Genomic DNA, 25,041 nt, shown 5'->3' with positions numbered 1-25,041 from the left:
CAGTGCCATCACTGCTGTCTATGCTCCAACTGCCCGGACGGGCTAGGGAGGAGCAGCAATCGTGGCCAGGACTTGGCTCCAGCGCCTGCAACATTCCATTGCGGTCAATGACGCGCTGGCGCTTCCGGTTGCCCGTGAAAACCTGCGGCGGCTGTATTTCGCCGCGACGCTCGCCGTGGTCTTCGATCTCATCCACATCCTGGTGTTCTGGCTCAACCTGCAGGGCTCAAGCCCTGAGCACGACGGCTGGCGCCTGGATATCATCCGCATCCACGCCACCATCGCGATACTGTTCAGCGGCCTGGGCCTGCTCGCCTGGTTCGCCCTGCGCCCCCAGCGCGAGGCGCCACTGTGGTTCATGAATTTCCTGTGCGCCGTGGCCAGCGCCATCCTGCTCGGCTTCGGCATCGCCATCACCGGTGCGGACCAGCAGGTCACCAGCAGCATCACGCCGTTCCTGATGGGCTCGGTGGGCGCCGCCCTGATCATCCTGATGCGCCCGCGCCATGCCATCACGCTCTACATCGTCGCCCTCGGTCTCTTCGAGCTGACGATGATGTGGGCCCAGCCAACGCCGGAACTGCGCCTGTCCAACCAGATGGGCGGACTGACCATCTGTGGCATCGGCCTGATCCTGTCGCTGATCCTCTGGCATGGGCACATACGCAACCTGCGCCAGCGCGAGTTCCTCCGTCAGCAGCGGCTGGAGCTGGAGGAAAAGAACCGCCAATTGGAGTACCTCGCCGGCCATGATCCCTTGACCGGGCTGTTCAATCGCCGGCAGTTCGACCAGCTGGTGACCATGGAGCTGGCCCGGGTGTCCCGCCAACCGGCGCCGGTCAGCCTGCTCATGGTGGACCTGGATCATTTCAAATTCATCAACGACCGCTACGGCCACCCGCAGGGCGACGATGTGATCCGCCACACCGCCAGCCTGCTGCGCAACTACACGCGCAGCGGCGACAGCGTGGCGCGGCTGGGTGGGGAAGAATTCCTGCTGCTGTTGCCCGACACCGGCCAGGCGCAGGCACGCAGCATCGCCGAAAAGGTCCGCAAGCTGCTGGAGGAAACCCCGCTGCCGATGAAGGACGGACTGCTCTACCTTACCGCCAGCTTCGGCATCGCCAGCCTGGAGGCCGGCGTACCCGGCACCTACGAGCTGCTCTACGCGGCGGCGGACAAGGCGCTGTACCGCGCCAAGTCCAGCGGGCGCAATCGGGTGGAGCTGATCGAGGTGGGGGCGCCGGCGGGAACCTACGATTGACGACGGAGCGGACGCTCCGCCCTGCGAGGAGCAAATGCATCGCGGGCATGGCCCGCTCCTACAAGAGCCGCGCTGGGCTCAACCTGTAGGAGCGGGCCATGCCCGCGATCATTGTTTCAGGCCACGCTGCAACATCGGCAGAATGCCGTCCTGCAGCGACGAAGGCCGGTTACGGCGCGCTGTACTTGCGCGTCAGCCCCGGCGGCACGCCGGTGCTGTCGGTCTGGGTCCAGGGCCCCTGCGGGCCGACGCTCCAGTACCAGCCGTTATCCCAGTGGTAGTAGGTGCGCTGGCGGTAATAGGTGTCCTTCTGCCCCTGCATCACGTAGACGCCCAGGCTGCCATCCCAGCGGCCATTGCCGCCGGGCGGCGGGGCGAACTGGGGCGGATGCTTGGAGGTGGACTGCTGCTTGCTCGGCTGCGGGGTGATCGGCGAGGACGACGACTTGACCGGCGGCTTGGTGGCGCCCGGCTGCGTCGGAGCCGTCGCGGGCCCCGAGGGCTGCTCCGGCTGCTGCGGTTGCACCACGCAGCCACCCAGTACCAGCAAGGCGCTCAGCGCCAGCAATCTAACCTTCATCACCCTACCCTCTCCTATTCGTTTCAGCGCTGGTCCGGGCTGTCGATGGTCACTGCCTGCTCGCCAGCCTGGGCAGTAGACAACGGTTCAGTGCGTCCGATCCATTCCCCGGCAGTCGCATTGCCAGCACGGGAAATCCGCGCCACCAGTTGCACCTGCGGGAAGGCAGAGAGCTTGAGCTGCGGCATCATCGCATCGGCGTCGCTGAGCGCCACTTCGCTGGGCAGATCGGAGACCTTCAGGCGCTTCACCGCCAGGGGCATCGGCGGGCCGCTCACGGCACGGGCGAAGACGAACACGCTGTCATCCGGCTTGACCTGGCCCTTCACGGCGGCGGAGAGGTCCACCTTCACCGTCAGGGTCACACCGGCGGTAGCCGCGGCGGCAGGCGCTTCCGGCGGGGTCTCGCCCTTCTCGATCATGCGCTGGCGGGCACGCTCGATGCCACTGGCGATGGCCTGGCGGGACGGGTCGTCCTGCGGCAACACGGCGACCAGGCGGCCCCAGTAGTTGACCGCGTCGGCATACTTCTCGTCCTCGAAGGCGGCGATGCCGAGCAGGCCGAGGGTCGTGACTTCCTGCGGGTCCTTCTTCAGCGCTTCGTCCGCCAGGGCGCGGACTTCCGGGCTCAGCGACTTGTTGCCGGAGAAATACAGCGCCTGGGCCCACTGTCCGAGGACTTCCGGCTGGCGGCCGGAGAGGCGCGCGGCCTGCTCGAAGGCCTTGGCGGCATCGGCACCGCGGTTCTGGGTCATGTAGGTGCGACCGAGGAAGTACCAGCCTTCGGCGGAGTCCGGCTGCGCCTTCACCGCGCGCTCCAGGCGGGCGGTCATTTCTTCCATGGAGTGCGGCGCAGTGGCGAACTCGCGGGCCAGGGCCACCTTGTCGCTGGCGCCCCAGTGCAGGTACAGGCCGAGGGCGAGGAACGGCAGGACCAGCGCCACCAGCAGCGGCGCAGCACGGCCGAGACGGGAACGACGGTCCTCGGCGGCGCCTTCGGTATCGGCCAGCAGCTCGCGGGCGGCCTCGGCGCGACCGGCTTCCAGCTGGGCGTCGTCAAGGGTGCCAGCATCACGCTGAGCGGTCAGTTCAGCCAGGCGCTCCTGATACAGGGCGACGTTGAGAGCGGTGCGGTCTTCCTCGGCCTGGGCGCGACGGCCACGCAGCAGAGGGATCAGCAGGAATGCCAGGGCCACCAGCAACAGCAGGCCAGCGGCGAGCCAGAAGTCGATCATTTGTCTTGGTTATCCAGCAATTGGTCGAGACGCGCCTGCTCCTCGGCGGACAGCGTGGTGGAAGTCGCGGCAGCCGGGCGACGGCGGCGGGCGACGATGACGCCGATCACGCCCACGCCCAGCAGCAGGAAGGCCGCGGGGCCGAACCAGAGCAGCCAGGTTCGCTCGTTGACTGCGGGCTTGTAGCGCACGAAATCGCCGTAGCGGTCGACCATGTAGTCGACGATCTGCTGGTTGCTCTTGCCCTGCTGCAGCTGTGCGTAGATCTGCTTGCGCAGGTCGGCGGCAATCGGCGCGTTGGAGTCGGCGATGTCCTGGTTCTGACACTTGGGGCAGCGCAGCTCGGTGGTCAGGTCGCGGAAGCGCTCGCGCTCGGCGTCGCTTGCGAACTCGTAGGTATCGATGGCCGCACGGGCAACGCCGGTGAGCGCCAGGCCCAGGGCCGCAATGGCGAGATAACGCTTCATTTGCCCTTCGCCTCGTCCACCAGCCCCTGGTAGATCGGCGCCAGCTGTTCGCGCCAGACCTTCTCGTCGACGGCGCCGACCAGCTTGTGCCGGATGATGCCGTCCTTATCGATGATGTAGGTCTCCGGCGCGCCGTACACGCCCAGGTCCACGCCCAGGGTGCCGGTGGCATCGGCGATGTTCAGCAGGTAGGGGTTGTGCAGCTCGTTCAGCCACTTCTGCGCGGCGACGGCATCGTCCTTGTAGTTGATGCCGTAGATCACCACGCCCTTGGCGGCGAGGTCGGTCAGCACCGGGTGCTCGAAGCGGCAGGTCGGGCACCAGGTGCCCCAGACGTTGACCAGCGCCGGCTTACCCTTGAGGTCAGCCTCGGTGTAGGTCTTGCCCGGCTCGGTGACGCTGGGCAGGGAGAACGCCGGGAACGGCTTGCCGATCAGCGCCGACGGCAGTTCGCTGGGGTCCAGCCACAGGCCACGGAAGAGGAATACCGCGACGACCAGGAAGATCGCCAGGGGCAACAGCAGAATTGCACGCTTCACACTCAGGCTCCCTGTCCGACGAGGCCCAGGGCCTCGCGTACACGCATTTTGACTTTCAGGCGGTAACGGCGATCGAGCGCCGCCAGCACGCCGCCCAGGGCCATCAGCAGGCCGCCCAGCCAGATGAAGCGCACGAACGGCTTGATGTGCACCCGCACCGCCCAGGCGCCGTTGTCCAGCGGCTCACCCAGGGCGACGTAGAGGTCGCGGGTCAGGCTGCCGTGGATGCCGGCCTCGGTCATCATCGAATTCTGCACGCGGTACAGGCGCTTCTCCGGATGCAGCACGGTGACTTCGGAACCATCGTGGATCACGCGGATGGTGCCTTTGTCGGAGGTGAAGTTCGGGCCTTCGACGTGGTGGGTGCCCTCGAAGCGGAACTGATAGCCGGCCAGCTCCACCGACTCGCCCGGCGCCATGCGCAGGTCGCGCTGGGCGCTGAACTGGCTGGTGAGCACCACGCCGATGGCGCAGACGGCGATCCCCAGGTGCGCCAGCTGCATGCCCCAGTAGCTGCGGTTCAGGCCCGCGGCACCGGCAATCACGCCCTTGTGGCGAACCTTGTCGAAGAAGTCGCGCACACCAGCCAGCACTACCCAGGCGGCCAGCAGGAACACGCCCAGCACTTCCCAGTGCAGCTCGCCGTAGAGGAAGCTGCCCAGCGCGCCCAGCACCAGGGTACCGATCAGCACCGGCGTCAGCATGCCGCGCAGCCAGCGGGTCGGGGTGTCCTTCCAGCGCACCAGCACGCCGATTGCCAGGGCCAGCATCACGATGCTCATCAGCGGCACGAACAGCGCGTTGAAGTACGGCGGGCCGACCGACAGCTTGGCGCCGCTGATGGCGTCGAGCACCAGCGGGTAGAGGGTGCCGAGCAGGATCATCGAGGCGGTCACCACCAGCACAAGGTTATTGAGCAGCAGCAGGGTCTCGCGGGACCACAGGGCAAAACCGACCTGGCTCTTGACCACCGGCGCGCGCAGGGCGAACAGGGTCAGCGAACCACCGACCACCAGCAGCAGGAAGGCGAGGATGAACACGCCGCGCTCAGGGTCGGAGGCGAAGGCATGTACCGAGGTCAGCACGCCGGAACGGACCAGGAAGGTGCCCAGCAGGCTCAGCGAGAAGGCCGCGATGGCCAGCAGCACGGTCCAGCTCTTGAAGACGCCGCGTTTCTCGGTGACCGCCAGCGAGTGGATCAGCGCGGTGCCGACCAGCCAGGGCATGAAGGAGGCGTTTTCCACCGGGTCCCAGAACCACCAGCCGCCCCAGCCGAGCTCGTAGTAGGCCCACCAGGAGCCAAGCACGATGCCGATGCCGAGGAAGGTCCAGGCCACCAGGGTCCAGGGCCGCGACCAGCGCGCCCAGGCCGCGTCGAGGCGGCCGCCGAGCAGCGCGGCGATGGCGAAGGCGAAGGCCACCGAGAAGCCCACGTAGCCCATGTAGAGCATCGGCGGGTGGATGATCAGGCCGGGGTCCTGCAGCAGCGGGTTGAGGTCGTTGCCGTCGGCCGGCATCTGCGGCAGCAGGCGGCTGAAGGGGTTGGAGGTGATGATCAGGAACAGCAGGAAGCCGGTGCTGATCATCCCCATCACCGCCAGCACGCGGGCCAGCATCACTTCCGGCAACTGGCGGGAGAAGATTGAAACGGCGAAAGTCCAGCCGCCGAGGATCAGCGCCCAGAGCAGCAGCGAGCCTTCGTGGGCACCCCACACGGCGCTGAACTTGTAGTACCAGGGCAGCGCGCTGTTGGAGTTGCTGGCGACGTAGGCCACCGAGAAATCATCGTGGAGGAAGGCCCAGGTCAGGCAGCCGAAGGAGAACGCCAGGAAGGCGAACTGTCCCCAGGCGGCTGGGCGCGCCAGGCTCATCCACTGGCGATCGCCACGCCAGGCGCCGACCAGGGGGAAGAAAGACATCACCAGCGCCATGCACAGCGCCAGGATCAGCGAGAGGTGGCCGAGTTCGGGAACCATGTCAGTTGCTCCCCTGCTGTGCCGCGCCGTTGGCGCCCTGGCTGGCTTCGTAGTGCTCCAGCTTGCCGCTGTCCTTGAGCGCCTTGGTGACTTCCGGCGGCATGTACTTCTCGTCGTGCTTGGCCAGCACTTCGTCGGCGGTCAGCACCCCGTTCCCGTCGATCTTGCCCAGGGCGACGATGCCCTGCCCTTCGCGGAACAGGTCCGGGAGGATGCCGCGGTACTTCACCGTGACTTCCTTGGCGAAGTCGGTGACCACGAACTCGACGTCCAGCGAGTCCGCCGAACGCTTGAGCGAGCCCTTCTCCACCATGCCGCCGGCGCGGATGCGCGTGTCATGCGGCGCCTCGCCGTTGGCGATCTGGGTCGGGGTGTAGAACAGGTTGATGTTCTGCTGCAGGGCCGACAACGCGAGGGTGACGGCCACGCCCACGCCGGCGACGATGGCGAGAACGATGTACAGGCGCTTCTTGCGAACCGGATTCACTTGTTGGCCTCCCGGCGCAGACGACGCGCCTCTTCTTGCAGGTACCGTCGGCGCGCCAGCAGCGGCGAAGCGACGTTGATCGCCAGCACTGCCAGGCTGATGGCGTAAGCCGACCACACATAAGGGCCATGGTGACCCATGGCGAGGAATTCACCGAAGGACTGGAAACTCATAGTGCGCTCTCCACCTCAGCCTTGACCCAGCTCGAACGGGCTTCACGCTTGAGCACTTCCAGGCGCATGCGCATCAGCAGCACCACGGCGAAGAAGCAGTAGAAGCCGGCGACCATCAGCAGCAGCGGAATCCACATCTCCGGCGGCATCGGTGGCTTCTCGGTCAGGGTGAAGGTGGCTGGCTGGTGCAGGGTATTCCACAGGTCCACCGAGTACTTGATGATCGGGATGTTGACCGAACCGACGATGGCCAGCACCGCGCAGGCCTTGGCCGCGCTGTCGCGGTTGGTGATCGCCTGGCCGAGAGCGATGATGCCGAAATAGAGGAACAGCAGGATCAGCATCGAGGTCAGGCGTGCGTCCCACACCCACCAGGCGCCCCAGGTCGGCTTGCCCCAGATGGCGCCGGTGACCAGCGCGATGAAGGTCATCCAGGCGCCGATGGGCGCGGCGCACTGCACGGCGACGTCGGCGATCTTCATCTTCCAGACCAGGCCGATGGCGCCGGCCACCGCCAGCATCACGTAGCAGGACTGCGCAAGGAACGCCGCCGGAACATGGATATAGATGATGCGGAAGCTGTTGCCCTGCTGGTAGTCCGGCGGCGCGAAGGCCAGACCCCAGACGATGCCGACGCTCAGCAGCAACGCTGCGGCGAGGGCGAACCAGGGCATCCAGCGTCCGCTGATCTCGTAGAACCACTTGGGCGACCCAAGCTTGTGAAACCAAGTCCAGTTCATCATCAGGCTCTGTAATTCAGGACTCTAGTCTGTCGCCGATCCTGCTTCCCAGGCCGGCGATCGTTCGTTCACTCGCCGACGCTGATTTTCAGCCCGGCGGCGATGGCAAAGGGCGTCAGCGTCAATGCTAACGCCGTCAGGCTGGCCAACCACAGCAGGTGCCCGGCGGTCGGGAGGCCCTGCAGGGAAGATTGCAACGCGCCGCTGCCGAGGATCAGTACCGGTATGTACAACGGCAGGATCAGCAACGCCAGCAGCAGGCCGCCACGCTTCAGTCCCACGGTCAATGCCGCGCCCACCGCGCCCAACAGGCTCAATACTGGCGTGCCCAGCAGCAGTGACAGCAGCAGGTCCGGCAGGCAGCGCGCCGGCAGACCCAGCATGAGGGCGAACAGCGGGGACAGCAGCACAAGCGCCAGCCCGGAAATCAGCCAGTGTGCCAGCACCTTGGCCAGTACCAGAAGGGGCAGAGGGTGCGGCGAAAGGACCCACTGTTCCAAGGAACCATCCTCGAAATCGCTACGGAACAGGCCGTCCAGCGACAGCAGCACCGCCAGCAGCGCCGCGACCCACACCAGGCCCGGCGAAAGGTTCTTGAGCATTTCCGATTCGGGGCCGACCGCCAGCGGGAACAACGCGATGACGATGGCGAAGAACACCAAGGGATTAGCCAGCTCCGCCGGACGGCGGAACAGCAGGCGGGTCTCGCGGGCGAGCAGCAGGGTGAAGACGTTGCTCATCGCGTCGCCACCTCCCGCGCGTGCTGGCCGAGGTCGAGCGCCCGGTAACCGGCGGGCATGCGCTCCAGGCTGTGGTGGGTGGTCAGCACGACCAGACCGCCCCGTTCGCAATGGCCGGCAAGGTGTTCTTCAAGCTGCGCCACACCCTGCTTGTCCAGTGCGGTGAAGGGTTCGTCGAGTATCCACAACGGCGGCGCGTCCAGGTACAGGCGCGCCAGTGCCACGCGGCGCTGCTGGCCGGCGGACAGGGTGTGGCAGGGAACGTCCTCGAAACCACGCAGGCCGACGGCGGCCAGGGCCTGCCAGATGGCGTCGTGGCTGGCCGGCTGGTGCAGGGCGCAGAGCCAGGCGAGATTCTCCTCGGCGGTCAGCAACCCCTTGATGCCGGCGGCGTGGCCGATCCACAGTAGCAGGCGGGCCAGTTCGCCGCGCTGCTCGCCCAGTGGCTTGCCGTTGAGCAGCACGTCGCCGGCGGTGGGCTGCATCAGGCCGCTGAGCAGGCGTAGCAGGCTGGTCTTGCCGCTGCCGTTGGGGCCGACGATCTGTAGCATTTCGCCCGCACCCAGTCGCAAATCGAGACGGTCGAATAGCATGCGCCAGTCCCGCTCGCAGGCGAGCGCCACGGTTTCGAGAAGTGGATGGGTCAAGGGCATCGGCAACCGTCGGGCAGAAAACAGTCAGTGGTGCAAAAAAGCGGCCATACCGCCCGGACCGCCAAGCGCGGCCACGGGCGGCGCATTATACACAGGCGTTCCTACGCCCGACGTCAGGTTTTTCGACAGGGTGTAACGTCAAAACAGCGCACCCGGCTCCTGCCTGGGCTGCCCCGCGCCGCCGGACGGTCTAAAGTGCCCGCAGCGCGCGCCGATACACTGGGCGTCAACCCGTCCCGCTGTCCAGCCAGGTCCCCGATGCCGAGCGAAATTGGCGCTTCCCGCCCGCTACCGCCCATGCCTACACTGCGCAGCGCGCAAAGCTCGGCGGAGCTGACGCTCAAGCTCGCGCAGAGCCTGGGTGACCTGCTGCCGCCCGGGGAAAAGGCTAACGCCGAAGTCCTCGCGGTGCGTGAGACCCCGGTGAACTTCCAACTGCTGCTGCGCCTGACCATGGCCAGCGGCCAGCAGGCCCTGGTGGTTGCCGACAGCCCGCAGGCCGTGCCCAAGGGCAGCACCCTGGAGCTCTCGTCGCTGACCCAGACCAATCTCGCCGCCACCCTGATCAGCCAGCCGAACCTCACCCAGCTGGGCCTGGGCGGCCGTCAGCCGACACTGGGCAGCCTGGACCTCAACCTGCTTCCGGTGGGCACGCTGCTTCAGGGCAAGGTCGACTCCAGCCAGCCGCTCCCCCAGAACAAAGCCGAGCAGGTCATCTACAAGGTGCTGGTGACGCTGCTCAATACGCCGTTGGCCGGGCGCCAGATGAGCATCGAATCGCCCAAGCCGATGCCCCTCAACAGCCTGCTCAGCGCGCGGGTGCAGGATCAGCACGCCCTGCAGTTCCTGCCGCTGGACAGTCGCCTCGACCAACTCGAACTCACCCGCCAGCTGTCCGCACAGCAGGGCCGCCAGGGATCGCTGGAAGGTCTGTTCAGCGCCTTGCAGGGCGCCGGACGCGGCCAGTCGCTCAGCCCCGAGCTGCGCCAGGCTGTGGACAAGTTGCTCACCGCCCTCCCCGATGCCCACCAGCTCGGCAGCGCCAAGGGCGTGGCCCAGGCCATCCAGCACAGCGGCGTATTCCTCGAAGCCCAATTGCTGCGCGGCGCCGAAGGCCTGCCGCAGGACCTCAAGGCCAATCTGCTGCGCCTGATCTCCCAGTTGCTTCCGACGCAGAACGGCACCGCCGCCTCGGTACTGGGCAACCTCCCGGGCAATGCCCTGGCCGGCGCCAGCAACCTGGCGCAGTCGCTGCCGGCCTTCGTGCGCAACGCCCTCGGCGTGCTTGGCCAGACCGGTGGACGCACGCCGCCGGCGGTCAGCTTCCCGCTGCCCAGCCGCTTGGCGCACCAACTGGAAGAGGATGGCGACCTGGAATCCCTGCTCAAGCTGGCCGCGGCCGCCGTGGCACGCCTGCAGACGCACCAGCTGTCCAGCCTGTCGCAGAACGAAGTCCTGCCCGACGGCACCGTGCTCAACACCTGGCAGATGGAAATCCCGCTGCGCCAGCAGCACCACCTGGTGCCGTTGCAGGTGCTCATTCAGCAGGAAGACCGCCAGGGCAGCGAGCGCGAGCAGCAGCGCGACACGCTCTGGCGCGTGGAGCTGGCCTTCGACCTCGACCCGCTCGGCCCGCTGCAGGTCCAGGCCACCCTCGCCCACGGCAGCATCGCCAGCCAGCTGTGGGCGGAACAGGCCAGCACCGCCAGCCTGATCGACCGCGAACTGGGCACCCTGCGCCAGCGCCTGAACGACGCCGGCCTTACCGTGGGCGAACTGTCCTGCAGCCAGGGCAAGCCTCCCCAGGGCAAGCGCACCGCCGTGGAACAGCGCTGGGTGGATGAAACCGCATGAACAAACCGAAGAAAGCCCCGCGCCAGGTCATCGCCCTCAACTACGACGGACAGACCGCGCCGACCCTCACCGCCAAGGGCGACGACGAACTGGCCGAGACCATCCTCGCCATCGCCCGCCACCATGAAGTGCCGATCTACGAGAACGCCGACCTGGTGCGCCTGCTGGCACGCCTGGAGCTGGGCGAGGCGATTCCCGAGGCGCTCTATCGCACCATCGCCGAGATCATCGCCTTCGCCTGGTACCTGAAGGGCAAGAGCCCGCTGAACGGGGCCGCGCCAATGAATGAGGCTCCCCTGCTGCTGGACGGGCCCGACACCCGGGCCGACTGATTCGGCTCAGCAGCAGGCGGAGTCGCGACGCTGCTCGCCCGACACCTGGTAATCACGGATCTCGGCCACGGACGCACGAATCAGCTGCGCGTCTTCGCTGTGGTAGAGCACCATGCTGCTGGTGACTTCGCGCAGTTGCGCCAGGGACAGCGGCTTGTCCAGTACCTGCAGCAGCGGCACGCGATTTCTCCACGCCCACTGGTACAGCCCGGTCTTCTCCTCGGCGCTGTAGTTCCCGGCCAGCACGAACTGGCGGAAGGCGTTGCTCTGGCTGAGGGTTTTCAGGCTCATCAGCTCGCCGGCGCCGGGCACGAAGTCGTCAAGGACCAAGAGGCTGTAGCGCTGCTGGCTGGACAGCGCCTTGCGCACCTCATCCATGTCCTGGCACAGGCTCAGGTGGTAGAACTCCAGGCGATTGAACAGCACGCTGTAGTCCAGCAAGCGGCCCGGATGCGAACACAGCACCATGGCCCGACGCGAAATGGCGGCCATATCGTTGGCCCTCTCGGAAGTTTCGACAGGGCCAATCTAACGGCGTTCTGAACGCTTTCTTATCAGACAAGTCCGAAACGCGCGTAGCAAATGGACTACAACGAGCGGGCCGCCGATCCTCAGCGCCGTTTCAATACCAGTGCCACGCCGCTCAAGGTCAGGGCCATGGCCAGGATTTCCCGCGAGCCGATCGGGTCACCCAGCATGATCGCGGCAGACAGCACGCCCAGCAGGGGCACCAGCAGCATGCCGGTTGCCGCGACGGACGCGGGGAGGCGCTGTAGCGCGGCGAACCAGGTCAGGTAGCAGACACCCATGGGCACCAGCGTCATGTAGACCATGCAGGCAAGCTGCGATGGCCCCAGGGCATCCAGCTGGGGATGCTCGAAGGCGATGCCGAATATCAGCATCGGCAGGCAACCCAGCCCGACCTGCCAGGCCGTCGAGACGATCGGCGCCAGCGGGAATGGCCTACCATTGAGCTCCGTGCCCAGCGCGAACAGCACGGCGGCGGACAGCGCAAAGCCAACGCCGAGTGCCTGGCCCGGGGCAATGGAGAGACCGTGGGCGCTCAGCAGCACCGTGACGCCGGCCAGGCCCAGCAGCAACGCTGCGAACCCGCTCGCCGTGGGGCGCAGGCCGCGCAGCGGCCATGCCAGCAGCGTGACCCAGATCGGCATCGTATAGACCAGCAGCACCCCTTCGCTGACGTTGATCCATTTCATGGCCAGCGTGGAAAAGCCCATCCAGGCAAAGACGTTGGTAAAGGCGGCAGCCGTGAGCCGGGGCAACGCCTGGCGCTCCGGAATCAGCCGCTGCCCCTGCAGCGCGGCGACGGCGGCCAGTATGGCAGCGGCGATCACGCCCGCCAGCCCTCGGGAGAACAGCGGCGGCCAGACCTGCAGGAGCAGTTTCATGGTGGGCCAGTTGATGGCCCAACCCGTGGCGGTGACCAGCAGGCAGGCGATACCGGGAAGACGCGAATCAAGGTGCGGGCGGTGCATGCGGGTCAGTGCCCTTTATCTGAACGGGTCAACGACAATCGGAAGCCGCACCGCTCTGCCGCCATGGACAAGGCGGCACGCCGGAGACGTTGGAATGGGGCTCGTCGGTATCGGCGCGGGCGAAGGGAGCCCAATCTGCCCGCGCCGGGGGCGCTTGTCGAGCGGCACGTGCAGGGCACGACTGCCGCATGGCCGAATGACCCGAAAGATGAACCTGCACTCTCTTTAGCTCCAAATCACCCGGAAATTCGACACTGCTCCAGCGCCAGGACACTCCAGCCATCCCCCTCGGTACGTAAAGCCTCCCCCCTCGGGCTTTACTGTTTTGTGGAAGCCGAAAAGAATCACCCTCCCCATCGCTGAAATGCGCAGGGCAACGGAGTGAAAGACTCCCCCTGAATGCTCGAAGCCCCTCCACGTCGCAACAGGATCAGCAAATGCACCGAGTCTCTGCCGCCATCTGGCTGTTCGCACCCCTTGTGCTGGTTCCCAGTATCGAGACCTTCGCCATGGAGGCCAGCCAAGGCACGTTCGAGGTATCGACCCGATGCGAGGCCTATCAATCATTCAAGAAAGAAACCAACCCTGGCTCACTCCAGGTGCGGCCCGGAGAAAGCTACCGAATCCTCGAAGTCAACAAGGAGCAGTATGAGTGGGTGAGACTGCAGGTTTCCCCGGAGAGAAATGGTCTGCGCTGGGTTTCGGCGACCTGCGGCTCGGTCAAGGACCTGGCGATAGCCCGCCCAGGTCAACCCCAAACCCAAACCCAAACCCAAACCCAAACCCAAACTCAATCCCAACCCCTGTGCCGGATCGCCGACACTTACGACAGCTATGTACTGGCGCTCACCTGGCAACCCGGGTTCTGCCTGCACAACCCCAATGCCGGCAAAAAGCCCGAATGCCAGGCGATGCAGAAGGGGCAATTGGACATTTCCCACTTCACCCTGCACGGACTCTGGCCGAACAAGGCGCAATGCCGCGACGACTACGGCAACTGCAATGGCGCAAAACTGGACCTGAGCAGCGCTACCGTGGACTACATCAAGCCCTGGATGCCCAACTTCTACTACGGCACCCAGTTCGGAGCCTACGAATGGAAGAAGCATGGCGTCTGCCAGACAGCGATGAGCGACGACGACTATTTCCGGCTCGCAGTCGACCTGACGAAATCCTTCAATGACTCGGCGGCGGGCCGCTATATCCGCGAGCATATCGGCGGCGCCATCTCGAAGGATGCGTTCTACTCCACGCTGAACCAGGAATACAGCAGTGCCAACGCCGCCAACAACTTCCTGCTGGTCTGCAGAGGCGGCTTTCTACAAGAGGTACGGATCGCACTGCCGCAGGACATCAAGGGGCCACGAACGGTCAGGGATATCATTCACGGCAACTTTGTCGCGCAGCGTGCCGAGGACCCAAAGGAATGCCGGAGCGATGAAATTCGCATCGAATCCAGTGGAAGTGGGCGCTGACCGCCTGAGGCCAAGGCCCCTTTTTCTGCACTTGCGAGCAGATGAACCATGTTGTCGTGCCGCCAGTCGAACGCGCAACGGCGGCATGAGCCGTACGATCGCTGGCGGCCCACAGCAATCTATTCGCGCGACTTGCCCTGGTGCATGCGCGCGACCAGTTCGGCCTCGGCCTGGGACAACCCGCAGCTCTGGGTCAGGTCGGACGCCGAGGCGCCCATGCCAACCAGGCGTGCCGCCTGGCTGAAGGACAAGGTGGCGGGATCGCGCTGCTCCATGCGCGTCACGCGCTCGGGCAGCGGCGCGAGCTGCTTGCCCAGGTCGCGCAGCTCCTCGCCCATGCGGACATTGATCAGCTGGTACGACTCGATGCGCTTGCCCAGCTCCCTCAGGCGCTGTTCGAGCGCGTCAACCTGCTTGGCCTGCGCTACCGCCTGCGCCTGCTGGGCGCGCTGACGCCCCGCCAGCCAGACGCAAGTCCCCGCAAGGCCCACACAGGCCACGGCGAGGATCACCAGTGCGATCAACAGCACGTCAGATGCTCTCCAGCTCCGACCACTCTTCCTCGGTCATCATCTTGTCCAGCTCGACCAGGATCAGCAGCTCGCCGTTCTTGTTGCAGACGCCCTGGATGAACTTGGCCGATTCCTCGTTGCCGACGTTCGGCGCGGTCTCGATCTCGGACTGGCGCAGGTAGACCACCTCGGCGACGCTATCGACCAGGATGCCCACCACCTGCTTGTCCGCCTCGATGATGACGATGCGGGTGTTGTCGGAAACCGGCGCCGGGTCCAGACCGAAGCGCTGGCGGGTGTCGATCACGGTAACCACGTTGCCGCGCAGGTTGATGATGCCCAGCACGTAGCTCGGGGCACCGGGCACCGGCGCGATCTCGGTGTAGCGCAGCACTTCCTGGACCTGCATCACGTTGATGCCATAGGTCTCGTTGTCCAGGCGGAAGGTGACCCACTGCAGAATCGGATCTTCGGCACCCTGCGCTGACGTTTTCTTCATATCCCCTCGCCTCTTCGTCGAACCACGCCGCTGGCGGCATGGTGGCTCTCATTAAATTCAATAAGTCTGCGCGCACTCAGTGCTGAGGACGCCGCGTTGCGCCGCTGGCGATCAGTTCGGCCAGGGCCGAGACGTCCAGCAACGCGCACATCTGTTCGATCACCGTGCCGGCCAGCCAGGGGCGCTGCTGGCGCTGGGTGCGCCACTTCACCTCGGACGGGTCCAGGCGGATCGAGCGACTGACCTGGTGCACCGCCAGCCCCCACTCGTAGCCCTGCACGGAAATCACGTACTGCAAGCCTTCGCGATAGTCGTCGCGGTAGCGCTCGGGCATCACCCAGCGCGCGGTGTCCAGCACCTTCAGGTTGCCGGTCTGCCCCGGCAGGATACCGAGGAACCAGTCCGGCTGCCCGAACAGCGGAGTCAGATCATGGCCGGCCAGCGGGTAGATCGAGCCCAGGCAGACCAGCGGTACCGCCAGAGTCAGCCCGGCAACGTCGAACAGCAGGCACTCGAAGGGCTCGGCGGCCCATACCGGACGGCCATCGTCCAGCAGCGCCAGGGGCGCTGCCGGAAGCTCAGCGCTGCCCGGCTGGCGCAATTCGATGACCTGCGCGCTCTGTACCGGCGGCTCATCCTCGCTGGGCGGCGCCACCACCGGCTCGGGCTCGACAAGCCGGGCAACAGGCTCGCGGGCGAAGCTCAGGCGAGCATCGCGCACCTGCTCTTCGAACACCGCCGCTTCGAATTCGTCCAGGCTGACGCTGTCGCGTTGCGGTTCCACCAGGCTCGGCTGGGGCTCGACGACGCTCGGCGCCTCGGGCTCGGGCTGGACCAGGGCCATCGGTGCCGGTACCGGTGCCGGCGCTTCGGGCGCAATGACAACAGGCGCCGCCGCAGGCTCCACGGCGAGCTCTTCGAAAGCATCCTGCAGCAGCGCGTCCAGGTAGGACTGCAGCGCAAGCTGAGGACGGGTGGCGGTAGCGGAACGACTCATGGTTGATGACCGCGCAAAGGGACATGCCAGCCTATCGGCAGCAGGGTGACGGGACTTGAACGCTCCCGTCGGAAATTCATGCTCGCCATGCTCAGGCCACCTGCTGCGCCGCCGGCAGCTGCGCCAGCAGATGCTTGAGCAGCGCGCGGTAGGCAATCACGCCACGGCTGTTGGCGTCGTTGCGCGACGGCACCAGGCCGTGACGGCTGGCATCGCGCAGCTTGGTGTCCACCGGCACGAAGGCCTGCCAGAGCGTGTCGGGATAGGTATCGCGCAGCACCCGCAGGGCGCCGAGGGACGCCTGGGTACGGCGGTCGAACAGGGTCGGTACGATGGTGAAGGGCAACGCCTGCTTGCGCGAGCGGTTGACCATCTTCAGGGTGTTGACCATGCGCTCCAGGCCCTTCAGGGCGAGGAATTCGGTCTGCACAGGGATCACCAGGTGCTGACTGGCCGCCATTGCGTTGACCATCAGCACGCCCAGCAGCGGCGGGCTGTCGATGATCGCGTGGTCGAACTGGTTCCACAGCTGCGCCAGGCTCTTGGCGATCACCAGGCCCAGGCCGTTCTGCCCGGGCGATTGGCGCTCCAGGGTGGCCAGCGCGGTGCTCGACGGCAACAGGCGCACGTTCTCGTGGCTGGTGGGCAGCAGCAGCGATTCCGGCAAGCCCTCGGGCACGTTGCCCTGGTGCAGGAACAGGTCGAACACGCTGTGTTCCAGGGTGTCCGGATCGTGGCCGAAATAACTGGTCATCGAGCCGTGCGGGTCGAGGTCGACGATCAGCACGCGCTTGCCGGCGTCGGCCAACAGACCCGCGAGGGCGATGGAGGATGTGGTCTTGCCGACGCCACCTTTCTGGTTGGCTACCGCCCAGACTTTCATAGTGCTGGCTCCCCGCTGGCACAGGATCGGTTCAGGGTCATCATGCTGCTCACTCCCCTGCCGTCGATGACGAAGATTTGACGGCGCCACCGCCGGGCGCCTCGCTGGCAACCACTGGTGCAGGTTGCGTGCCAGCATGTCGCAACGCCGGGTCCGGCTGCGCCTTGCCGCTGCCCACGCCGCTGACGGCGCGACGCACTTCCAGGTTGCGGGAGATCACCAGCACCACCCGGCGGTTGCGGGCGCGGCCTTCCGCCGTCGCATTGTCCGCTACCGGTTGGAATTCACCATAGCCCACCGCCGCCAACCGGCCGGCATCCAGCCCGTCCTGGGCGAGCATGCGGACGATGCTCGCGGCGCGGGCCGCCGACAGCTCCCAGTTGGTCGGGTACTGCGAATTATGGATCGGCACGTTGTCGGTGAAGCCCTCGACGTGCACCGGGTTGCGATAAGGCGCCAGAATCCTGGCGACCTTCTCGATGATGGTGAAGGCGGTGTCGTTGGGAATCGCATCGCCGCTGGGGAACAGCAGGCTGGAATTGAGGGTGATCTCGATCCAGAACTCGTTGCCGCGCACGCTCACCTGATCGCTCTTGATCAGCTCGCCGAACGCCTCGCGCATGTTGCTGGCGATCTGCTCCAGGGTATCCGGGTTGCCCTGGGCCTGGCCCTCGTCCATCGGCTCGTTCAGCGACTGGTCCGGTTGCTGGGTGCGCGGCCGCTCTTCGCCGATGGGGATCGGCCGCACCGCGCGGTCCGGCTGGTTGAACACGCCGGTCAGGGTTTCCGAAAGGATCTTGTACTTGCCCTGGTTGATCGAGGAGATCGAGTACATCACCACGAAAAAGGCGAACAGCAGGGTGATGAAGTCCGCGTAGGACACCAGCCAGCGTTCGTGATTCTCGTGTTCCTCGTGACGTCTGCGGCGAGGCATTCGCGTTCTCCTCAGCCGACGAAGCCTTGCAGCTTCAGTTCGATGGAGCGCGGGTTCTCGCCCTCGGCGATGGACAGCAGGCCCTCCATCAGCATCTCGCGGTAGCAGGACTGGCGATGCACGATGCTTTTCAGCTTGTTGCCCACCGGCAACAGCAGCAGGTTGGCCAGGCCCACGCCATAGATGGTAGCGACGAAGGCGACGGCGATGCCGCTACCCAGCTGGCTGGGATCGGCAAGATTGCCCATCACGTGGATCAGGCCCATCACGGCGCCGATGATACCGATGGTCGGCGAGTAGCCCCCCATGGCTTCGAACACCTTGGCCGCCGCCAGGTCGCGGGTTTCCTGGTTGTACAGGTCGACTTCGAGGATGCTGCGGATGGCTTCCGGCTCGGCGCCGTCCACCAGCAATTGCAGGCCCTTGCGCGCATAGGGATCGCGCTCGGCGTCAGCGACGCTTTCCAGGCCCAGCAGGCCTTCCTTGCGCGCAGTCATGCTCCAGCCGACCACGTGGCCAATGCCGCCGACCAGGTCCACCTTGGGCGGCAGCATGATCCAGCGCAGCATCTGCATCGATCGCTTGAGCACCGCCACCGGCGTCTGCAGCAACGCCGCGGCCAGGGTGCCGCCGACCACGATCAGCGCGGCCGGGCCATTGGCCAGCGCGCCGACGTGCCCGCCCTCGAGGAAGTTGCCACCAATGATGGCAACCAGCGCGAGGATCAGGCCGACCAGGCTGAGCACATCCATCAGCCGCAGGCCTCGGTGAGGTGACGGCCGATGTCGTCCAGGCTGTACACCGCATCGGCCAGGCCCGCCTTGGCGATCGCCATGGGCATGCCGTAGATCACGCAGCTGGCTTCATCCTGCGCCCACACCTGGCTACCGCCCTGCTTGAGCATGCGCGCGCCTTCGCGGCCGTCGGCGCCCATGCCGGTGAGGACCACCGCCAGCACCTTGTCACCGTAGGCCTTGGACGCGGAACCAAAGGTCACGTCGACGCAGGGCTTGTAGTTCAGTCGCTCATCGCCGGGCAGGATGCGCACGGCGCCACGGCCATCGATCATCATCTGCTTGCCGCCCGGCGCCAGCAGGGCCACGCCCGGGCGCAGCAGGTCGCCGTCTTCGGCTTCCTTGACGGTGATCCTGCACAGCTTGTCCAGGCGCTCGGCGAAGGCCTTGGTGAACGCCGCCGGCATGTGCTGGATCAGCACCAGCGGCGCGGGGAAGTTGGCAGGCAGCTGGGTCAGGACCCGCTGCAGCGCCACCGGCCCACCGGTGGAAGTACCGATGGCCACCAGCCGGTAGGGCTTACGCTTTGGGGCAGCGGAGGTCGCCGCCGCGGGCGCGGCATGGCCACTGGGGCTCGCGGGTGCCGCATGGCGCGCAGCACTGCCGGCCGGCGCCGGAGCGACAGCCGGGGCACTGCTGGAATAGCTGGTGTAGGCGGCGAAGCGGCGGTTGCTCTTGGCGATGGTGTGGACCTTCTCGCACAACAGCTGGCGCACCTTGTCCGGATGGCGCGAGATATCCTCGAAGTTCTTCGGCAGGTAGTCCACCGCGCCAGCGTCCAGCGCGTCCAGGGTCACCCGCGCGCCTTCGTGGGTCAGCGAGGAGAACATCAGGACCGGGGTCGGACAACGCTGCATGATGGTCCGCACGGCAGTGATGCCGTCCATCAGCGGCATCTCGTAGTCCATGGTGATCACGTCGGGCTTGAGCGCCAGCGCCTGGTCGATCGCCTCGCGGCCGTTGGTCGCCGTGCCGACCACCTGGATCTGCGGATCGGCGGAGAGAATCTCCGAGACACGGCGGCGGAAGAATCCCGAATCGTCCACCACCAGGACTTTGACAGCCATAGACACTCCTGAATAAAGCCTTGCCACGCGCGCGGGCGTCCCCGCGCACGGAAGTATCAGATACGCCGCGCGTAACGCTTGAGCATGCTCGGCACATCGAGGATCAGGGCGATCCGCCCGTCACCGGTGATGGTCGCTCCGGCCATGCCTGGCGTGCCCTGCAGCATCTTGCCCAGCGGCTTGATCACCACCTCTTCCTGGCCCACCAACTGGTCGACCACGAAGCCGATGCGCTGGGTGCCCACGGAGAGGATCACCACGTGGCCCTCGCCCTGCTCTTCATACTCGGCGCCCGGCACCAGCCAGCGCTTGAGGTAGAACAGCGGCAGCGCCTTGTCGCGGACGATCACCACTTCCTGGCCGTCGACCACATTGGTGTTCGACAGGTCGAGGTGGAAGATCTCGTTGACGTTCACCAGCGGGAAGGCGAAGGCCTGGTTGCCCAGCATCACCATCAGGGTCGGCATGATCGCCAGGGTCAGCGGGACCTTGATGACGATCTTCGAGCCCTGGCCCTTGGTGGAGTAGATGTTGATGATGCCGTTGAGCTGCGAAATCTTGGTCTTCACCACGTCCATGCCGACACCGCGGCCGGAGACGTCGGAAATCTCGGTCTTGGTCGAGAAGCCCGGGGCGAAGATCAGGTTGTAGCACTCGGACTCGGACAGGCGATCGGCGGCGTCCTTGTCCAGCAGGCCCTTCTCCACGGCCTTGGCGCGCAGCACGTCCGGGTCCATGCCCTTGCCGTCATCGGAGATCGACAGCAGGATGTGGTCGCCTTCCTGTTCGGCGGACAGCACCACCCGGCCGGAACGCGCCTTGCCGGCGGCCTCGCGCTCGTCCGGGCCTTCGATGCCGTGGTCCACCGCGTTGCGCACCAGGTGCACCAGCGGGTCGGCCAGGGCCTCGACCAGGTTCTTGTCGAGGTCGGTCTCTTCGCCGATCAGCTCAAGGTTGATCTCTTTCTTCAGATTGCGCGCGAGATCGCGCACCTGACGCGGGAAGCGGCCGAAGACTTTCTTGATCGGCTGCATGCGGGTTTTCATGACCGCCGACTGCAGGTCCGCGGTGACCACGTCGAGGTTCGACACGGCCTTGGCCATGGCCTCGTCGCCGCTGTTGGCGCCCAGGCGCACCAGGCGGTTACGCACCAGCACCAGTTCGCCGACCATGTTCATGATTTCGTCGAGGCGCGCGGTGTCCACGCGCACCGTGGTTTCCGCCTCGCTCGCCGGCTTCTCGGCGGCAGCGGCACGCGGCGCCTCTGCGGGCTTGGCGGCTGCCTTTGCTGGCGCCGGGACGGCAGCGGGCTTGGCCGGTTGCGGCGCGGCGGCCGGTTTGGCGGCGGGCTTGGCGGCGGCGAGCGGTTCTTCCTTCGCGCCGGTGAACTGTCCCTTGCCGTGCAGCTCGTCGAGCAGCTTCTCGAATTCGTCGTCGGTGATGTTGTCGTCGCCAGCGGTCGCCTCGGCGGCTTTCTCGCTGGGCTCGGCTTTCTCGGCCGCAGCAGCACTCTCGGTGGGAGCAGCAGACGGCTCGTCCTTGGCGCCGGTGAACTGGCCCTTGCCATGCAGCTGGTCGAGCAGCGCTTCGAACTCGTCGTCGGTGATGTCGTCGCCACCGCTGGCGGCCGGGGCCGCTTCGCTCACGACGGGAGCTACGCTGGCCGGCGACTGGGTGCCACCGAACTGGCCCTTGCCGTGCAACTGGTCGAGCAGCGCCTCGAACTCGTCATCGGTGATGTCGTCGCCACCGTTGCCGACCGCTGCAGCCGGAGCGTCGGCGGCGGGCTCCAGGGCATCCATCAGTTGCTCGAATTCAGCGTCGGTGATGTCACCGTAGGTCGCGGGAGCCTCCGCTGCGGGCTCGGGCTCGGCAATCACCGGCGCTTCGACCGGTTCGTTGCCGCCCGGCTCGGCGAGGCGCGACAGCGCGGCCAGCAGTTCGGGAGTCGCCGGGGTCGGCTCCTCCGCATCGCGCACCTGCTGGAACATCACATTGACGGTATCCAGCGCCTGCAGGACCACGTCCATGAGCTCGGCGTCCACGCGGCGTTCGCCCTTGCGCAGGATGTCGAACACGTTCTCGGCGATGTGGCAGCACTCCACCAGCGCGTTCAGCTGGAGGAAGCCCGCTCCGCCCTTGACGGTGTGGAACCCACGGAAAATCGCATTGAGCAGGTCCATGTCATCGGGTCGGCTTTCCAGCTCGACCAGTTGTTCGGACAGCTGCTCGAGGATCTCGCCGGCCTCCACCAGGAAGTCCTGGAGGATCTCGTCATCGGCGTCGAAGCTCATTCGGTGCTCCCTCTACAGCGTCAGCGGACGCTTAAAAACCAAGGCTGGACAACAGGTCGTCGACATCGTCCTGACCGGATACGACGTCTTTTCTTGTATCGGCAGCAATCTGCGGACCTTCACCCTTGGACGATCTTTCTTTTTCGACGGCGTCGCGCATGCCGTCGTAGTCGTGCTCGATGCCCGCGTAACGGTCCACCTGGCCGGCCATCCAGACCAGCTTGACCAGGTTCGACTCGACCTCGGTGACCAGTTTGGTGACGCGCTTGATCACCTGTCCGGTGAGGTCCTGGAAGTCCTGCGCCAGGAGGATGTCGTTGAGGTGCGCGGAAAGCTTCCGGCTGTCCTGGGCGCTGATGTAGAGGAACTGCTCGACGCGCTTGGCCAGCTCACGGAAGGCGTCGGGGCCCAGCTCGCGGCGCATGAAGCGTCCCCAGTCTTCCTGCAGTTCCTTGGCCTGGGTCTCGATGTGCATGACCACCGGAGTGCACTCTTCCACCAGGTCCATGGTGCGGTTCGCCGCCTTCTCGGTCATCTTCACCACGTAGGAGAGACGATCGGTGGCGTCGGCGATCTGCGACATTTCCTCGGCGTGGCGGGAATTGGGATCGATCTGGAAGTTGACGATGGCGTTGTGCAGCTCACGGGTGAGCTTGCCCACTTCCTGGTAGAGCCCGCGATCGCGCGCCTGGTTGAGCTCGGAGATCAGCTGCACGGCGGTCTGGACGTCGCCGCGTTCGAGGCAGTCGACCAATTCGCGCGCGTGTTTTTTCAGGGTCGACTCGAAGTCACCCGCGGATTCGTTGACGAGATCCATGACGCCCTCTCAGTCAGCCTCAGCTGCCGACCCGCTCGAAAATCTTCTCGATCTTTTCTTTCAGCACCTGAGCGGTGAAAGGCTTGACCACATAGCCGTTGACCCCGGCCTGGGCGGCTTCAATGATCTGGTCGCGCTTGGCCTCGGCGGTGACCATCAGTACCGGCAGGTGCTTCAGGCGCTCGTCGGCGCGGACCGCGCGCAGCAGGTCGATGCCGGTCATGCCGGGCATGTTCCAGTCGGTGACGAGGAAGTCGAAGTTGCCGCTGTGCAGCATCGGCAGCGCAGTGGTGCCGTCGTCGGCCTCTGCGGTGTTGGTGAACCCCAGGTCACGCAGGAGGTTCTTGATGATGCGCCTCATCGTGGAAAAGTCGTCCACGATGAGAATTTTCATATTCTTGTCCAAACCGACCTCCATCGATACCAGGCACGTCCTGGCGGGCGTGCCGTCAATTCATCGAGCGGCGTGCGCTCATCCCGTGTGGGCGGCGTCAAAGGGACGTCGCCCTGAAGAATTCTGAAATCTAAATCTGAAGCCTACGAAAAAGCCGACGCGAAACTACCCGAACCTCAGTGCGCGCGCCACTCCGCCAGACGTGCCCGCAGGCGCGCGGCGCATTGGCTGTGCAGCTGACTGACCCGGGATTCGCTGACCCCCAGCACTTCGCCGATCTCCTTGAGGTTGAGTTCCTCGTCGTAGTACAGGGCCAGCACCAGCCGCTCGCGCTCGGGCAGCTTGGTGATGGCTTCGGCGAGCGCCGCCTGGAAGCGTTCGTCTTCCAGGCCGTGGGAGGGCTCGTTTCCCTGGTGCGAAGCGTCTTCGGCCAGGCCACTGCCCTGCTCGCCGTCCTGCAGCAGGTCGTCGAAGCTGTACAGGCGGCTGCCCTGGGTGTCGCTGAGGATGCCGTAATATTCTTCGAGACTCATATTGAGTTCGGCAGCAACCTCCTGATCTTTAGCGTCACGACCGGTTCTGGCCTCGACGGCGCGAATCGCGTCGCTGACCATGCGCGAGTTACGGTGCACCGAACGCGGGGCCCAGTCGCCCTTGCGCACCTCGTCGAGCATGGCGCCACGGATGCGAATGCCGGCGTAGGTCTCGAAGCTCGCGCCCTTGCCGGCGTCGTATTTCTTCGCCGCTTCCAGCAGGCCGATCATGCCGGCCTGCATCAGGTCCTCCACCTGCACGCTGGCCGGCAGGCGGCCCAGCAGGTGGTAGGCAATGCGCTTGACCAGCGGCGCGTACCGCTGGATCAGTTGGTCCTGGGAGTTCTGCGCCTGTGCCTTGCTGTACATACGCGCTCCGGAGGCCATCATCATACGGCCGAACCCGTGGACGGATGCTGCACCAGGCGCTCGACGAAGAACTCCAGGTGCCCACGTGGGTTGGCCGGCAGCGGCCAGCTGTCGACTTTCTGCGCAATCGCACGGAAGGCCAGGGACGCCTTGCTGCGCGGGAACGCCTCATACACCGAACGCTGCTTCTGCACCGCCTTGCGCACCGACTCGTCGTACGGAACGGCGCCGACGTACTGCAGCGCCACGTCGAGGAAGCGGTCAGTGACCTTGGTCAGCTTGGCGAACAGGTTGCGGCCCTCCTGGGGGCTGTGCGCCATGTTCGCCAGTACGCGGAAGCGGGTCATGCCGTAGTCGCGGTTGAGCAACTTGATCAACGCGTAGGCGTCGGTGATCGAGGTGGGTTCGTCGCAGACGACCAACAGCACTTCCTGCGCGGCACGCACGAAGCTCACCACCGAGTCGCCGATGCCGGCGGCGGTATCCACCACCAGCACGTCGATGTTCTCGCTGATGTCGCTGAACGCCTGGATCAGACCGGCGTGCTGCATCGGCGTGAGGTGCACCATGCTCTGCGTGCCGGAGGCCGCCGGAACGATGCGAACACCGCCGGGCCCTTGGAGGATCACGTCGCGCAGATCGCACTCGCCTTCAATCACATCGGCCAGCGTGCGCTTGGGCGTCAGGCCCAGCAGCACGTCGACGTTGGCCAGGCCCAGGTCGGCGTCCAGCAGCATGACGCGGCGGCCGAGGTCGGCCAACGCCAGCGACAGGTTCACCGACACGTTGGTCTTGCCGACACCACCCTTGCCACCGGTGACTGCGATTACCTGTACAGGATGCATGCCCATATCAATACCTTGTCTCGTCATTCAGCCGCCGCGCCCCCTGGCGCTGCGGCCCTGCCGGCCGCGGTGCTCTACCGCTTCCGGCGTTC

At 65.9% G+C, this 25,041-nt stretch carries 28 protein-coding genes; 4 read left to right on the top strand and 24 right to left on the bottom strand.

Annotated features, from left to right (window positions below; all coding sequences use genetic code 11):
* Positions 1 to 61: 61 nt before the first annotated feature.
* The gene (locus tag GA645_RS09345; protein ID WP_152222059.1) at positions 62 to 1,264 is read left to right on the top strand and encodes a GGDEF domain-containing protein; all 1,203 of its coding nucleotides are present in this window, start codon (positions 62 to 64) and stop codon (positions 1,262 to 1,264) included.
* Between the two features lie 169 nt (positions 1,265 to 1,433).
* On the opposite strand, the gene GA645_RS09340 is transcribed toward GA645_RS09345, so the two are convergent.
* The 10 genes from GA645_RS09340 to ccmA all read right to left on the bottom strand — a co-directional run bounded on the left by GA645_RS09340 (position 1,434) and on the right by ccmA (position 8,854).
* On the bottom strand, positions 1,434 to 1,844 hold the full coding sequence (locus GA645_RS09340; protein WP_152222057.1) for a hypothetical protein: 411 nt from the start codon (positions 1,842 to 1,844) through the stop codon (positions 1,434 to 1,436).
* 23 nt (positions 1,845 to 1,867) lie between these two features.
* Entirely contained in the window at positions 1,868 to 3,079 is a 1,212-nt protein-coding gene (ccmI, locus tag GA645_RS09335) for a c-type cytochrome biogenesis protein CcmI (RefSeq protein ID WP_152222055.1), read from the bottom strand.
* The gene (ccmH, locus tag GA645_RS09330) at positions 3,076 to 3,546 is read right to left on the bottom strand and encodes a cytochrome c maturation protein CcmH (RefSeq protein ID WP_152222053.1); all 471 of its coding nucleotides are present in this window, start codon (positions 3,544 to 3,546) and stop codon (positions 3,076 to 3,078) included. The genes ccmI and ccmH overlap by 4 nt, the downstream gene beginning before the upstream one ends.
* On the bottom strand, positions 3,543 to 4,085 hold the full coding sequence (gene dsbE / locus GA645_RS09325; protein WP_152222051.1) for a thiol:disulfide interchange protein DsbE: 543 nt from the start codon (positions 4,083 to 4,085) through the stop codon (positions 3,543 to 3,545). Before dsbE ends, ccmH begins: the two co-directional genes overlap by 4 nt.
* A gap of 2 nt (positions 4,086 to 4,087) precedes the next feature.
* Complete coding sequence (locus GA645_RS09320; protein ID WP_152222049.1) at positions 4,088 to 6,061, bottom strand: heme lyase CcmF/NrfE family subunit; 1,974 nt, start codon at positions 6,059 to 6,061, stop codon at positions 4,088 to 4,090.
* A gap of 1 nt (position 6,062) precedes the next feature.
* Positions 6,063 to 6,548: a cytochrome c maturation protein CcmE gene (gene ccmE, locus GA645_RS09315; RefSeq protein WP_152222048.1), complete on the bottom strand. Its 486-nt coding sequence runs from the start codon at positions 6,546 to 6,548 to the stop codon at positions 6,063 to 6,065.
* The gene (gene ccmD / locus GA645_RS09310) at positions 6,545 to 6,721 is read right to left on the bottom strand and encodes a heme exporter protein CcmD (RefSeq protein WP_152222047.1); all 177 of its coding nucleotides are present in this window, start codon (positions 6,719 to 6,721) and stop codon (positions 6,545 to 6,547) included. Before ccmD ends, ccmE begins: the two co-directional genes overlap by 4 nt.
* The gene (locus GA645_RS09305; protein ID WP_152222046.1) at positions 6,718 to 7,464 is read right to left on the bottom strand and encodes a heme ABC transporter permease; all 747 of its coding nucleotides are present in this window, start codon (positions 7,462 to 7,464) and stop codon (positions 6,718 to 6,720) included. The genes ccmD and GA645_RS09305 overlap by 4 nt, the downstream gene beginning before the upstream one ends.
* 65 nt (positions 7,465 to 7,529) lie before the next feature.
* Positions 7,530 to 8,201 carry a heme exporter protein CcmB gene (gene ccmB / locus GA645_RS09300; protein ID WP_152222045.1) on the bottom strand — a complete coding sequence of 224 codons (672 nt, stop codon included), beginning with the start codon at positions 8,199 to 8,201 and terminating at the stop codon, positions 7,530 to 7,532.
* Positions 8,198 to 8,854, bottom strand: a complete 657-nt coding sequence (gene ccmA, locus GA645_RS09295) for a cytochrome c biogenesis heme-transporting ATPase CcmA (protein WP_152222044.1) — start codon at positions 8,852 to 8,854, stop codon at positions 8,198 to 8,200. Before ccmA ends, ccmB begins: the two co-directional genes overlap by 4 nt.
* Before the next feature lie 258 nt (positions 8,855 to 9,112).
* On the opposite strand from ccmA, the gene GA645_RS09290 reads away from it, so the two are divergent.
* Together GA645_RS09290 and GA645_RS09285 are read left to right on the top strand one after the other, a co-directional pair.
* Positions 9,113 to 10,708: a flagellar hook-length control protein FliK gene (locus GA645_RS09290; RefSeq protein WP_152222043.1), complete on the top strand. Its 1,596-nt coding sequence runs from the start codon at positions 9,113 to 9,115 to the stop codon at positions 10,706 to 10,708.
* Entirely contained in the window at positions 10,705 to 11,040 is a 336-nt protein-coding gene (locus tag GA645_RS09285; protein WP_152222042.1) for an EscU/YscU/HrcU family type III secretion system export apparatus switch protein, read from the top strand. The genes GA645_RS09290 and GA645_RS09285 overlap by 4 nt, the downstream gene beginning before the upstream one ends.
* A 6-nt stretch (positions 11,041 to 11,046) precedes the next feature.
* Here the strand turns inward: GA645_RS09285 and GA645_RS09280 are convergent, their stop codons facing one another.
* Together GA645_RS09280 and GA645_RS09275 are read right to left on the bottom strand one after the other, a co-directional pair.
* Positions 11,047 to 11,532, bottom strand: a complete 486-nt coding sequence (locus GA645_RS09280) for a hypothetical protein (RefSeq protein ID WP_256676114.1) — start codon at positions 11,530 to 11,532, stop codon at positions 11,047 to 11,049.
* A gap of 119 nt (positions 11,533 to 11,651) precedes the next feature.
* Positions 11,652 to 12,536, bottom strand: a complete 885-nt coding sequence (locus GA645_RS09275; protein ID WP_152222041.1) for a DMT family transporter — start codon at positions 12,534 to 12,536, stop codon at positions 11,652 to 11,654.
* Between the two features lie 437 nt (positions 12,537 to 12,973).
* On the opposite strand from GA645_RS09275, the gene GA645_RS09270 reads away from it, so the two are divergent.
* Positions 12,974 to 14,011: a ribonuclease T(2) gene (locus tag GA645_RS09270; protein WP_152222040.1), complete on the top strand. Its 1,038-nt coding sequence runs from the start codon at positions 12,974 to 12,976 to the stop codon at positions 14,009 to 14,011.
* A gap of 119 nt (positions 14,012 to 14,130) precedes the next feature.
* Here the strand turns inward: GA645_RS09270 and GA645_RS09265 are convergent, their stop codons facing one another.
* From GA645_RS09265 to fleN, 12 genes are all read right to left on the bottom strand, one after another.
* Complete coding sequence (locus tag GA645_RS09265; protein WP_152222038.1) at positions 14,131 to 14,541, bottom strand: DUF2802 domain-containing protein; 411 nt, start codon at positions 14,539 to 14,541, stop codon at positions 14,131 to 14,133.
* A gap of 1 nt (position 14,542) precedes the next feature.
* The gene (locus GA645_RS09260; protein WP_015476565.1) at positions 14,543 to 15,022 is read right to left on the bottom strand and encodes a chemotaxis protein CheW; all 480 of its coding nucleotides are present in this window, start codon (positions 15,020 to 15,022) and stop codon (positions 14,543 to 14,545) included.
* Positions 15,023 to 15,098: 76 nt separating this feature from the next.
* Positions 15,099 to 16,019: a CheW domain-containing protein gene (locus GA645_RS09255; protein WP_178119509.1), complete on the bottom strand. Its 921-nt coding sequence runs from the start codon at positions 16,017 to 16,019 to the stop codon at positions 15,099 to 15,101.
* Positions 16,020 to 16,110: 91 nt separating this feature from the next.
* Positions 16,111 to 16,902, bottom strand: a complete 792-nt coding sequence (locus GA645_RS09250; protein WP_152222036.1) for a ParA family protein — start codon at positions 16,900 to 16,902, stop codon at positions 16,111 to 16,113.
* A gap of 49 nt (positions 16,903 to 16,951) precedes the next feature.
* Entirely contained in the window at positions 16,952 to 17,836 is an 885-nt protein-coding gene (gene motD, locus GA645_RS09245) for a flagellar motor protein MotD (RefSeq protein WP_152222034.1), read from the bottom strand.
* A gap of 11 nt (positions 17,837 to 17,847) precedes the next feature.
* Positions 17,848 to 18,588, bottom strand: coding sequence for a flagellar motor protein (locus tag GA645_RS09240; RefSeq protein WP_152222032.1), 741 nt, complete (start codon positions 18,586 to 18,588; stop codon positions 17,848 to 17,850).
* The gene (locus tag GA645_RS09235) at positions 18,588 to 19,697 is read right to left on the bottom strand and encodes a chemotaxis response regulator protein-glutamate methylesterase (protein ID WP_152222030.1); all 1,110 of its coding nucleotides are present in this window, start codon (positions 19,695 to 19,697) and stop codon (positions 18,588 to 18,590) included. Before GA645_RS09235 ends, GA645_RS09240 begins: the two co-directional genes overlap by 1 nt.
* 56 nt (positions 19,698 to 19,753) lie before the next feature.
* Entirely contained in the window at positions 19,754 to 21,991 is a 2,238-nt protein-coding gene (locus GA645_RS09230) for a chemotaxis protein CheA (RefSeq protein WP_152222028.1), read from the bottom strand.
* Between the two features lie 31 nt (positions 21,992 to 22,022).
* Complete coding sequence (locus GA645_RS09225; RefSeq protein ID WP_152222026.1) at positions 22,023 to 22,808, bottom strand: protein phosphatase CheZ; 786 nt, start codon at positions 22,806 to 22,808, stop codon at positions 22,023 to 22,025.
* Between the two features lie 19 nt (positions 22,809 to 22,827).
* Positions 22,828 to 23,202 carry a chemotaxis response regulator CheY gene (locus GA645_RS09220; RefSeq protein WP_085988857.1) on the bottom strand — a complete coding sequence of 125 codons (375 nt, stop codon included), beginning with the start codon at positions 23,200 to 23,202 and terminating at the stop codon, positions 22,828 to 22,830.
* A 176-nt stretch (positions 23,203 to 23,378) separates the two neighbouring features.
* A complete protein-coding gene (gene fliA, locus GA645_RS09215) occupies positions 23,379 to 24,128 on the bottom strand; it encodes an RNA polymerase sigma factor FliA (protein ID WP_152222024.1) in 750 nt (249 codons plus the stop codon).
* Positions 24,125 to 24,955 carry a flagellar synthesis regulator FleN gene (gene fleN / locus GA645_RS09210; protein ID WP_178119508.1) on the bottom strand — a complete coding sequence of 277 codons (831 nt, stop codon included), beginning with the start codon at positions 24,953 to 24,955 and terminating at the stop codon, positions 24,125 to 24,127. The genes fliA and fleN overlap by 4 nt, the downstream gene beginning before the upstream one ends.
* Between the last annotated feature and the right edge of the window lie 86 nt (positions 24,956 to 25,041).

The organism is Pseudomonas sp. SCB32 (assembly GCF_009189165.1).
Taxonomy (GTDB): Bacteria; Pseudomonadota; Gammaproteobacteria; order Pseudomonadales; family Pseudomonadaceae; genus Pseudomonas.
The sequence above is the reverse complement of the archived record's forward strand: the minus strand, read 5'-3'. Positions and strand labels throughout refer to the sequence as shown.

Coding starts and splice junctions, on each gene's coding strand:
- GA645_RS09280 (WP_256676114.1), bottom strand. CDS start 11,532: ATGGCCGCCATTTCGCGTCGGGCCATGGTGCTGTGTTCGCATCCGGGC.
- GA645_RS09260 (WP_015476565.1), bottom strand. CDS start 15,022: ATGAAGAAAACGTCAGCGCAGGGTGCCGAAGATCCGATTCTGCAGTGG.
- GA645_RS09305 (WP_152222046.1), bottom strand. CDS start 7,464: ATGATGAACTGGACTTGGTTTCACAAGCTTGGGTCGCCCAAGTGGTTC.
- ccmA (WP_152222044.1), bottom strand. CDS start 8,854: ATGCCCTTGACCCATCCACTTCTCGAAACCGTGGCGCTCGCCTGCGAG.
- GA645_RS09340 (WP_152222057.1), bottom strand. CDS start 1,844: ATGAAGGTTAGATTGCTGGCGCTGAGCGCCTTGCTGGTACTGGGTGGC.
- GA645_RS09255 (WP_178119509.1), bottom strand. CDS start 16,019: ATGAGTCGTTCCGCTACCGCCACCCGTCCTCAGCTTGCGCTGCAGTCC.
- GA645_RS09320 (WP_152222049.1), bottom strand. CDS start 6,061: ATGGTTCCCGAACTCGGCCACCTCTCGCTGATCCTGGCGCTGTGCATG.
- GA645_RS09270 (WP_152222040.1), top strand. CDS start 12,974: ATGCACCGAGTCTCTGCCGCCATCTGGCTGTTCGCACCCCTTGTGCTG.
- fliA (WP_152222024.1), bottom strand. CDS start 24,128: ATGATGATGGCCTCCGGAGCGCGTATGTACAGCAAGGCACAGGCGCAG.
- GA645_RS09250 (WP_152222036.1), bottom strand. CDS start 16,902: ATGAAAGTCTGGGCGGTAGCCAACCAGAAAGGTGGCGTCGGCAAGACC.
- ccmI (WP_152222055.1), bottom strand. CDS start 3,079: ATGATCGACTTCTGGCTCGCCGCTGGCCTGCTGTTGCTGGTGGCCCTG.
- GA645_RS09220 (WP_085988857.1), bottom strand. CDS start 23,202: ATGAAAATTCTCATCGTGGACGACTTTTCCACGATGAGGCGCATCATC.
- fleN (WP_178119508.1), bottom strand. CDS start 24,955: ATGGGCATGCATCCTGTACAGGTAATCGCAGTCACCGGTGGCAAGGGT.
- GA645_RS09285 (WP_152222042.1), top strand. CDS start 10,705: ATGAACAAACCGAAGAAAGCCCCGCGCCAGGTCATCGCCCTCAACTAC.
- ccmD (WP_152222047.1), bottom strand. CDS start 6,721: ATGAGTTTCCAGTCCTTCGGTGAATTCCTCGCCATGGGTCACCATGGC.
- GA645_RS09230 (WP_152222028.1), bottom strand. CDS start 21,991: ATGAGCTTCGACGCCGATGACGAGATCCTCCAGGACTTCCTGGTGGAG.
- GA645_RS09235 (WP_152222030.1), bottom strand. CDS start 19,697: ATGGCTGTCAAAGTCCTGGTGGTGGACGATTCGGGATTCTTCCGCCGC.
- ccmB (WP_152222045.1), bottom strand. CDS start 8,201: ATGAGCAACGTCTTCACCCTGCTGCTCGCCCGCGAGACCCGCCTGCTG.
- motD (WP_152222034.1), bottom strand. CDS start 17,836: ATGCCTCGCCGCAGACGTCACGAGGAACACGAGAATCACGAACGCTGG.
- GA645_RS09290 (WP_152222043.1), top strand. CDS start 9,113: ATGCCGAGCGAAATTGGCGCTTCCCGCCCGCTACCGCCCATGCCTACA.
- GA645_RS09275 (WP_152222041.1), bottom strand. CDS start 12,536: ATGCACCGCCCGCACCTTGATTCGCGTCTTCCCGGTATCGCCTGCCTG.
- ccmH (WP_152222053.1), bottom strand. CDS start 3,546: ATGAAGCGTTATCTCGCCATTGCGGCCCTGGGCCTGGCGCTCACCGGC.
- GA645_RS09240 (WP_152222032.1), bottom strand. CDS start 18,588: ATGGATGTGCTCAGCCTGGTCGGCCTGATCCTCGCGCTGGTTGCCATC.
- GA645_RS09225 (WP_152222026.1), bottom strand. CDS start 22,808: ATGGATCTCGTCAACGAATCCGCGGGTGACTTCGAGTCGACCCTGAAA.